Origin of the sequence: Neobacillus drentensis, from assembly GCF_036962765.1 — a bacterium.
GTDB lineage: Bacteria > Bacillota > Bacilli > Bacillales > Cytobacillaceae > Neobacillus > Neobacillus drentensis_C.
In genome coordinates, this window is the sequence record NZ_JBALOS010000177.1 from 11,599 (window position 1) to 20,764 (window position 9,166).

At 40.0% G+C, this 9,166-nt stretch carries 6 protein-coding genes; 5 read left to right on the forward strand and 1 reads right to left on the reverse strand.

All coding sequences use genetic code 11. The features are described from left to right. From V7137_RS21090 to V7137_RS21105, 4 genes are all read left to right on the forward strand, one after another. On the forward strand, positions 1-645 hold a 645-nt coding region (locus tag V7137_RS21090; RefSeq protein WP_335699890.1), incomplete at its 5' end, for an acyltransferase family protein. Positions 646-1,231: 586 nt separating this feature from the next. Beyond that, positions 1,232-2,398 (forward strand): processed acidic surface protein, encoded by a 1,167-nt coding sequence (locus tag V7137_RS21095; protein ID WP_335699891.1) that lies wholly within the window; start codon positions 1,232-1,234, stop codon positions 2,396-2,398. Continuing rightward, positions 2,398-2,994: a class D sortase gene (locus tag V7137_RS21100; protein WP_335699892.1), complete on the forward strand. Its 597-nt coding sequence runs from the start codon at positions 2,398-2,400 to the stop codon at positions 2,992-2,994. Before V7137_RS21095 ends, V7137_RS21100 begins: the two co-directional genes overlap by 1 nt. A gap of 531 nt (positions 2,995-3,525) precedes the next feature. Next, positions 3,526-4,482 carry an MBL fold metallo-hydrolase gene (locus V7137_RS21105; RefSeq protein WP_335699893.1) on the forward strand — a complete coding sequence of 319 codons (957 nt, stop codon included), beginning with the start codon at positions 3,526-3,528 and terminating at the stop codon, positions 4,480-4,482. 454 nt (positions 4,483-4,936) lie between these two features. On the opposite strand, the gene V7137_RS21110 is transcribed toward V7137_RS21105, so the two are convergent. Continuing rightward, positions 4,937-6,319, reverse strand: coding sequence for an L-cystine transporter (locus V7137_RS21110; RefSeq protein WP_335699894.1), 1,383 nt, complete (start codon positions 6,317-6,319; stop codon positions 4,937-4,939). Between the two features lie 311 nt (positions 6,320-6,630). Here V7137_RS21110 and V7137_RS21115 point away from each other — a divergent pair. Continuing rightward, on the forward strand, positions 6,631-9,166 hold a 2,536-nt coding region (locus V7137_RS21115; protein WP_335699895.1), incomplete at its 3' end, for an Ig-like domain-containing protein.

Consider the following 9,166-nt stretch of genomic DNA (forward strand, 5'->3'; position numbering starts at 1 on the left):
ATTCTAAGACTAAAATGGACGCAATCAATGATTACAGCGTTTTCTGTATCCTTACTTGGTATTTTGATATCATTATTTGGATTCGATGCGTCAGAAGGATACCTAACTTCATTTGCTTATTCTTTACACTACTCAGCAATGTTTATAATAGGTGCTTTATTAGCAATTAATAGAGAAAAAGTAGTAAATATTTATAATGGTTTGTCATTCAGAAACAAGGTAATGTTACTTGTTATGGGGCTTTGTTTATACACTTTACAAATTGGCTTTACTTATTTCTTTTCATCTACTAATGTTTTGTATTTTATTAGAGATTGGACTACAGCAATCGGAGCCTCGATTTTTATTGTAGTTTCATTAGGTTCAGGTAAAGTGACTAATTTCCTGAACAAGAAATATGTTGAGTTTCTCGGAAAAATTTCTTACAGTCTGTATTTATATCATCTTCCAATTTTATTTGCTAGTCTTTATTTCCTAGATGGCACTTTACCAATTTGGCAAATTCTTATTATTGGAGTGGTTTTATCAATTCTAATTTCAACACTATCTTGGAAATATGTTGAGAAGACGTCTGTTCAACTAGGAAGAGTTGTATCGAATAAGATGGCAAGGAAACAAACAAGTCAAAATCAAAAAGTTGCTTAATTAAATTACGTATTTTCATTTATTACATCCATCATTTTTGCGTTTATTTTTAAACCCTTACTTGTCGGATTAGGCTTATTTAGAATGTATGGAAATATGAATTATTTTTATCTCTTACTTTTATATGTATTGGGGTCTTTAGCAGCGAAATTGATTACAAATGTGTTTTTATGGCTTCAAAAGAAATACACCCAATTATCAGAAGCCCAATAATTATGTTAAACGATAAGCCTACTTCATAAGAGAAAAAGTAAAGATAATACTGGGTAAAATAGGGTTGTCATGAATGGGCACAAACTAAAAGTCTCTAATGAAACGTATAATTTTAGAAGAGATTAAAGTTTTAATATAATCGGATGCATGGGGATCGCTGCGGCGGTCTTTTTTTTCGGGTTGTATGAGCGGGGCTACTGGATCTATGATTTTATATTACCCTATAGAATTCTTGATACATTAATAAATAAGTCTCTTGTACTTAATATCCCATATATTCTCGTGAAAAAAACTCTATTTTTCCCCTCATTTTTCCTCTAAAATACATAGTTGGAACACTTTTTTTCTAAAAAATATAGGGGGAAATAAAAAAGTGAAGAAATTTCAAAAGGTTTTATTGGCAGTCGTCCTTCTGTTTGGTTGTTTTCCAGCTGTTGGTAATGCGGTCGCACCAGATGAGCTAAATGCATTTTTAAACGAAAATAATTGGACAGAAGAAGATTTAGACTCCTATCTGGAATATTTCTATGATATGAGTATGAAAGATTTTTCTACTATTGATGAATTAAAAGAAACACTAGGTGAGCCAATTACTGAAGAAAATCTACAGAAATTTATAAAAGATTACGAGTTTCAAAATGAAGAAGACCTTGTTGCTTTCCTTATTGAAAACGGGGAAATGGAAAAAGGTGAAAATATTAGGGATGTCTTTCGATATATGAATGCCCTTGAGGATACTGTTTTTTATTATACAGAAGAAAGCGGCACCCCGATTACAGATGAAAACCTCAATGAACTGCTTGAAGATTATGACTTGACCCTTCAGGAATTGAAGGATTTATTGAAAAAAAATGACGATTCACTGGACAATTATGAAACGATTGAAGATCTGGATATGGCTGTAGCTATGTATTTGGGCGGAAATGGAATAGAGGATATTGTTTCTAAAATAGGCATTACAGAAAACGAAATCATGGCAATGATGGCCCATTTTGAAAGCCTCAAACTAGATGAAGCTACGGTTAATGAAAAAATGGCATCCATTGAGAAACGCCTTGAACCATTCATTGATTTAGAAACTGCCAGCGAGCTTACAACTGGACAGGCTGCCGAGTTGGTCAGCATTGCAAAAGAAATCTTTAACATAGTTGAATTAGAGCCGAGGTTTTATCTAGTAAAGGGAAGTAAAAAGAAACCAGTTACCATGAATGAGCTTGTCAAGATGAAAGATGCTCAAGGTTATGGCTTGTTAATCGAGCTTTATAATAAAAAGGGTGAGCTTCTCGCAGATGCGTTATTTCCTGCAGACATGCTTAATTCTGAATTAATTGACGAAACGGTAAATGATGTGAAAAAAGTTGAAAAGACTGTAAAAAAAATCGAAACGGCTGTAAAAAGCACAAAGGAAAAGCAGCCACGAACGATTAAAGGTGGTAAACTTCCAAATACAGCAGGCCATTATATGGAGTGGGTACTGGTTGGTTCATTAATGATTCTTGTAGGTGTCATTTTTTATCGCAAGAGGAAAGAGCAAGCCTAATGAAAAGGAAAATTCCGGCTCGAAAGTGGATGAGCATCTTCCTAGTCCTTGTAGGATTAGGGATTGTGTTATCAAACATCAGGCCCATTTTTCAACAAACAAATGAGGGTCAATTCCAAAATAAACAGGAAAAAATATCACCCAAAGTAGGAAAAGAAAAAATTGGTTCGAAGTCTCTTTATTCAGTCCGTTACAAAATAGGGGATCGGATCGGAGAACTGGACATCCCGAAACTTTCTAAGACCTTGCCGATTTTTCATGGGGCAAATGAAGATGAACTGGAAAAAGGAGTCGGCCACTTTGCAGGTAGCGTGCTGCCTGGCGAAAAGGATAATTCAGTTCTTTCAGGACACAGGGATACAGTGTTTAGACAGCTAGGGAAAATCGGAAAAGGTGATTTACTCATTGTAAGGACATCTGCGGGCAAGTTTACCTATAAAGTAAGAAGAACACGGATTGTGGATGCTGATGATCGGACCGTCATTGTCCCTAAACCGAGGGCTACTCTGACGGTTACGACGTGTTATCCATTTTCATACATTGGAGACGCACCGCAGCGCTATATTTTAATAGCAGATTTAATTAGCTCTAATTAGCGCCAGTTATCATATAGTTACCTATATTTTTACATTTCCCTCTTAACCCTTGGCTAAGAGGGAATATTTATAATGCAGATATTAGAAGCAACAGGAAATTTGCACCTTATAAAAATAGCCTTTTAAAACGGATGCCTTTTTGTTGGTTTTTGCTCGTAAGAAGATGATTGGCTTCTTCTGTGCAATGTTTCTACACATGAGGCTCAATCAAGTTTTTATGTTCTTTACTCTGCGTACATACCAAATAAATAGGAATTCTTTACACTCAATAGGATTAGAGAAGTCTTGACGCTTTCCATTCTTCGTCGTGGTTACATATTTCAATATTTTCCTTGCAGAGCATCACGGAATCGGATTCTAGGTGGTCCATCACTTGGTACAACATACTTTCCATCTGGAAAGGCGATGTACCACAGGGATGGTTCTGGTGGTTTTTTTACTAGGTTAATGTGGCCACTAGAACCGTCTCCGTGGTCTCAGTGAAACTTCACTATTAAAAAATCGTCAAATCTTTGGGAGGAGTGATAACGAATGAAAAATAGAATGGAAACATTCAAGGGATCGAAACATTTCAGGCTGAATCAAGTCACTGAAGGGGTATTTGCCGCAATTTCTATTCCTGGAACAGGCTCCCTAGGGAATGCAGCCATCATTGATCTAGGGGATTCAACGCTGGTGGTCGATACCTTTACGACAATACAAGCAGCGGAGGATTTGCAGGCAGCAGCCATACACCTCACTGGAAATTCAGTTTCCCATGTCATCAACACACATTGGCACAGTGACCATACGAGTGGGAATCAAGTGTTTAGCCCCAACGCACAAATAATTTCTACAGCTACTACCCGTGAAATTATGGCTACCTTTGGACAAAACAGGTTACACCAGCAGTTGACAAACCCGGAACCAATTTATCAAGCAATCGATGAATTCGAGGAGAAAATACAACAAGAGACCGACGAAAAGCTAAAAAAGGAAATGCAATGGGAGGTTGCGAGTGATCGTGAGTACATGAGAATACTCCCCAAATTGGAATATATACTACCAACAATCACTTTTGATCAACAGATGAGTATTTATGGTAGTGAGCGGACCGTGCAGCTTATCACGTATGGAGGAGGTCACACTCCAAGTGACGCATTTGTGTACTTGCCTGAAGAAAAAATTGCTGTAATGGGAGATCTAGTGCTCTCGAAGCATCATCCAGTAATGTTTAATGCAAATCCCCAGGAATGGTTAACTATTTTAGAGCGGGTCGAACAACTGGATATTGTTAATATCATACCGGGGCATGGCGAAGTTTGCACAATGGAAGAGCTTCATGAGGTGAAGGGTTACATAAACGATATAATGGCACTGGTGGCGGAAGCCGTTCAATGCAAGAGAAGCATTGATGATATTTTAGTGCCAAAAGCGTATCAAGACTGGTACTTCACTACATATTTTAAAGAAAACCTGAAAAAAGTTTATGAATTAATAACTAAATAGCGGACCAATTTAATAAAATGCTAGATTCGCTGATAAAAGTTTGTTTTCCGCTGATAAAATGGTCAGAATCGCTGATAAAAATGTGATTTCCGCTGATAAAATGGTTATATTCGCTGATAAGCTAGTTAGGTGGCCTAATATCCCTGTTTTTAGCCGCATTTTCGTAAAAAGAGATAGTTTATTTGCGGAAATTTGGCTGTTATTTGCGAAACGAGAGCATTTGTTTGCGAAACCGCACGATTTATTTGCGAATCCATCGAAATTAATAGTTTAGTAGGTCTTTGGCCGAAAAAGTGCTGTATCGAGAGGTCTCACGAGCAGCTCAAAATAACACAGGGACGCTTCCATGGCTATTTTTTAAGGTGAAAGTAACCACCAGAACCGTCCCCGTAGTCTACTCATGGTCTATAAACAAAAAAAGGATAGCCCTTGTAAGGCTATCCAGTACATTTTATTAAGCTTCTATTACTCTAGGCTGTTGGTATACTTCATTTTCTAATTCGCCTGTGATCTTACCAGTCAGCACGCCGGCGGTCATGCTTCCGCTAACATTCAAGGCTGTACGTCCCATATCAATTAAAGGTTCAACAGAAATTAGCAGTCCTACAATGGCAATTGGCAGGTTTAATACGGATAGAACAATCAATGCGGCAAATGTGGCTCCACCGCCAACACCTGCAACTCCAAATGAACTAATCGCCACTACTAGAATAAGAGTAATAATAAAGGATGGGCTTAACGGATTGATGCCTGCAGATGGCGCAACCATGACGGCTAGCATAGCTGGGTAAATACCAGCACATCCGTTTTGGCCGATGGAAAGTCCGAAAGATGCGGCAAAGTTAGCGATCCCTTCCGATACCCCAAAGTCTTTCGTTTGTGTTTGTATATTTAAAGGTAATGTTCCAGCACTTGTACGAGAAGTAAAGGCGAACGTTAGTGCAGGCAATGCTTTTTTCACATAGTTTACAGGACTTAATTTAGCAAGTAAGAGGAGCAGCAGATGCACGACAAACATAGCAATTAATGCCACATAGGATGCAATGACAAACTTCCCTAATTTCGCAATCGCTGCATAGTCGCTCATCGCCATCACTTTCGTAATTAACGCAAGTACACCATATGGAGTCAGACGAAGAATAAGTGTGACGACCCTCATGATAATCGCGTAAAAAGTATCAATGATTTTGGCGAAAAATTCCCCGTGTTCAGGATCTTTTCTCTTTACTCCAAGGTATGCCATACCGACAATCGCGGCAAAAATAACGACGGCAATAGTAGAGGTTGGACGGGCACCCGTTAGATCTTGAAATGGATTACTTGGAAATAACTCGATGATTTGCTGTGGAATCGTCATGTCTTGAACGCCAACTACTTTTTGTTCTAATTCAGCATTTCGAGCTGCTTCTGCATCCCCTTGATTTAATTGAATTCCATCCAGGCTAAATCCTAGCGCTGAACCAATTCCAATTGCTGCAGAAATAGCTGTCGTCCCAAGAAGAATTCCAATCACAAGGAAACTAATTTTTCCAATATTTTTAGTCAACTTTAATTTCGTAAATGCTCCAACAATCGAAATAAACACAAGAGGCATGACAACCATTTGCAATAGTTTTACATACCCCGTTCCAACGATATTAAACCAATCGATCGACTTTACCGTAATGTTGGACGTTGTCCCATAAATGAAATGAATGATAAATCCATATACAATACCCAAACCTAGTGCAGTAAAAACACGCTTAGAAAAAGAAACATGCTTTTTCTGCATCGCGAACAATCCTAGGACAAGCAGTAGGAAAACGGCAATATTAATGATAATCAAGATAGTATCCATAATAATCCCCCTATAAATATTATTTTATATAATAAGAATACTATAATTATATTATTCCAATCGGTCAAGTCGGAATTATAAAAAATTTGGAAAGCTATAGGGACGGCTCTCAAGATTATTGTTGGAATGAATGCAACCACCAGAACCGTCCTCAAGTTCTCGAATAACCTAGTTTCTTCTATTATATAGTGATAATAATATTGATAACGTTTCCATCTAACAAACTAAATTCCACAAAATGGCCTATATTACAATTTTTAAAAACAGGTTACTATATTTAAACTAGGATACTATTAAAGGGGAAAAGAAGGATGCGAAAATTACTGCAGCGTGCGGCAATTTGTGCTGCGCTCCCAGGTTTGTTTATGCTGGCCTCGGTTCATTCGCCGGCATTTGCGGAGGGAACCGTGGTAAAGACCTATATCACAGAAAATACGACCTTCACAAAGTCAGGATCACCGTATTATATTAACGGGATGATTGAGATTGGCAAAAATGCCACATTGACGATTGAGCCCGGGGTCGAGTTGATCAGTAAGCCGGGGACTGGAAACGGGTTCACAGTAAATGGCAAGATGAAGGCACTTGGTACGTCCGAAGAGCCAATTAAAATGGAGGGCATGTATATTAGTGCCTGGACGACTTGGACCAAAGAGGCGTCGATGGAGTTGGACCATACCATGGTGAGCAATACCAACATGGACATTCAAGACCTGACGTTGACGGTGACAAATAGTGAATTTTCAAAGGGGAGGCTCTCCCTTAGTGGGACCTTCGTGACGATTCATAATAGTTTCTTCCACGACCAATCCAAAATCGGGTTTACATCGACAGGTCCGAAACCCGGCAGCTTGAGCGTGAAAGGGAATACATTTATCAATAATGGCACTGGCTATACGGATGTTGAGGTCAGCCGCAGGGATACGAGTAAAGCCCCCATTACAATTAATGAAAATAACTTTTTTGGCACCGTTCGACTTGCGGTGAAGATGGATGGACCATCACCGGGGTGGGACGCTGATGGGACGAATAACTATTGGGGTACGACCGATCCGACGTTAGTGAATCGTTCGATTTACGATGGCAGTGATCTAGGTTATGGGGATCGACTCCATTACCAACCATACGCCTACAAACCATTTGCGAATGGATATCCAATGGGTGCGTTGCTAGCTCCCCAGGTAAATTCAATCTCAGACAAGACCGAAATCGTAACTGGTACAACAGATGCCGAGGCAACGGTCAAAATTTTGAAAGATGGTACCGTTATCAAGGATGGCCTGTCAAAGACGGACGGAACGTTTGAAATTCCCATCCCAGTTCAAAAGGCAGGGGCGGATCTAACGATAAGCATAACAGATAGTTTTATGCGGACGAGTGAAACAACGGTAACTGTTCAAGATGAAACGGCACCAAGCGAACCCAACGTCAATCCAATCGCAGATCAAAGCACAGAAGTAAGCGGGACAGCAGAAGCAAACGCAGTGATTACGGTAAAAATAAATAGCACAATCGTAACCGGAACAGCAGATGACACCGGAAACTTCAGCATTCCAATCAGTAAACAACCCGCGGGTACGATGATTGAACTAACAGCTACGGATGCTGCGAAAAATGTTAGCGCGCCTGCAAAAGTAACAGTCCAAGATGGCACTCCACCAGCTAAGCCCGAACTAGGTGCGGAACTAGATGACCAGGCCCTAACGCTTTCCGGAAAAGCTGAGCCAGGAACGACGGTGGAAATGCTAGCTGAAGGCAAGCTAATCGGCTCTGTTAAAACTGGCACGGATGGTGTGTTTACTCTTGATTGGTCAACACCAATCAAAGCAGGTACACAAGTAATAGTCGCAGCTTTCGACAATGCCAAAAATCGCAGTGAGGACCTAGTACTAACGGTCAAAGATAATACAGCACCAATACTCACATTAGACTTTGTCTTCCCACCAACCACGACAAACCCTACTGTAAAGGGAACGTCTGAACCTGGTGCAACCATTCAGGTATTAAAAAACGGAGAAATCATCGCCGATGGAGTGGCAGCAGACGGAACATTTAGTATCACAATTCCGGCGCAATCAAAGGGCATCATCCTTGAAGTGAAAGCGATTGACCTGGCAGGCAACATGAACAGTAAAACCGTCGAAGTGTTAGAAATTGATACGACTTCGCCACCTGCGCCAACAGTGGATGAGATCAATATCATTTCGACTGCTGTAACAGGGATGACTGAGCCGAACATTACCGTAAAAGTGATTATTTTAGATAAGACCTATATGGGCGAGACGGACGATAAAGGGTACTTTTCTATACCTATTCCCCAGCAGCCGTTGAATCATTCTGTGTTTATCCAGGCGATTGATCAAAGCGGGAATAGGAGTGAAATGGTGCTTGCGGTTGTAAAATGGAAGACACCAATTGGCTGGTATGTCGATGCAGAGGGCAGCAAATACTACTACCATCCAACCACAGGGATCATGACGGTAGGCTGGCTTTCATTAGACGGCAAACGCTACTATTTCGAAAGTGACGGCAAGTTGAGAACAAACAGATTCCGAACCATCAGTTCGAAGGTCTATTACTTTAATCAAAACGGCGAAATGCAAACGAATTGGTTAACACTTAATTCGAAAAAGTACTATTTTGGTTCGGATGGTGTGCGCCGCACCGGAATCGTGCTAATTGGTACGAAAAAGTATTACTTTGCAAGCGATGGCGTCATGAAGACAGGCTGGATCACACTCAGCAGCAAGAAGTACTACTTCAACTGCGACGGCACGATGAAAACAGGCTGGGCAACCCTCAGCAGCAAGAAGTACTACTTTAACAGCGACGGTACAATGAAAACAG

Excerpts from the sequence above, each read along its gene's own strand:
- V7137_RS21100 (WP_335699892.1), top strand. The coding sequence starts at position 2,398 with ATGAAAAGGAAAATTCCGGCTCGAAAGTGGATGAGCATCTTCCTAGTC.
- V7137_RS21105 (WP_335699893.1), top strand. The coding sequence starts at position 3,526 with ATGAAAAATAGAATGGAAACATTCAAGGGATCGAAACATTTCAGGCTG.
- V7137_RS21110 (WP_335699894.1), bottom strand. The coding sequence starts at position 6,319 with ATGGATACTATCTTGATTATCATTAATATTGCCGTTTTCCTACTGCTT.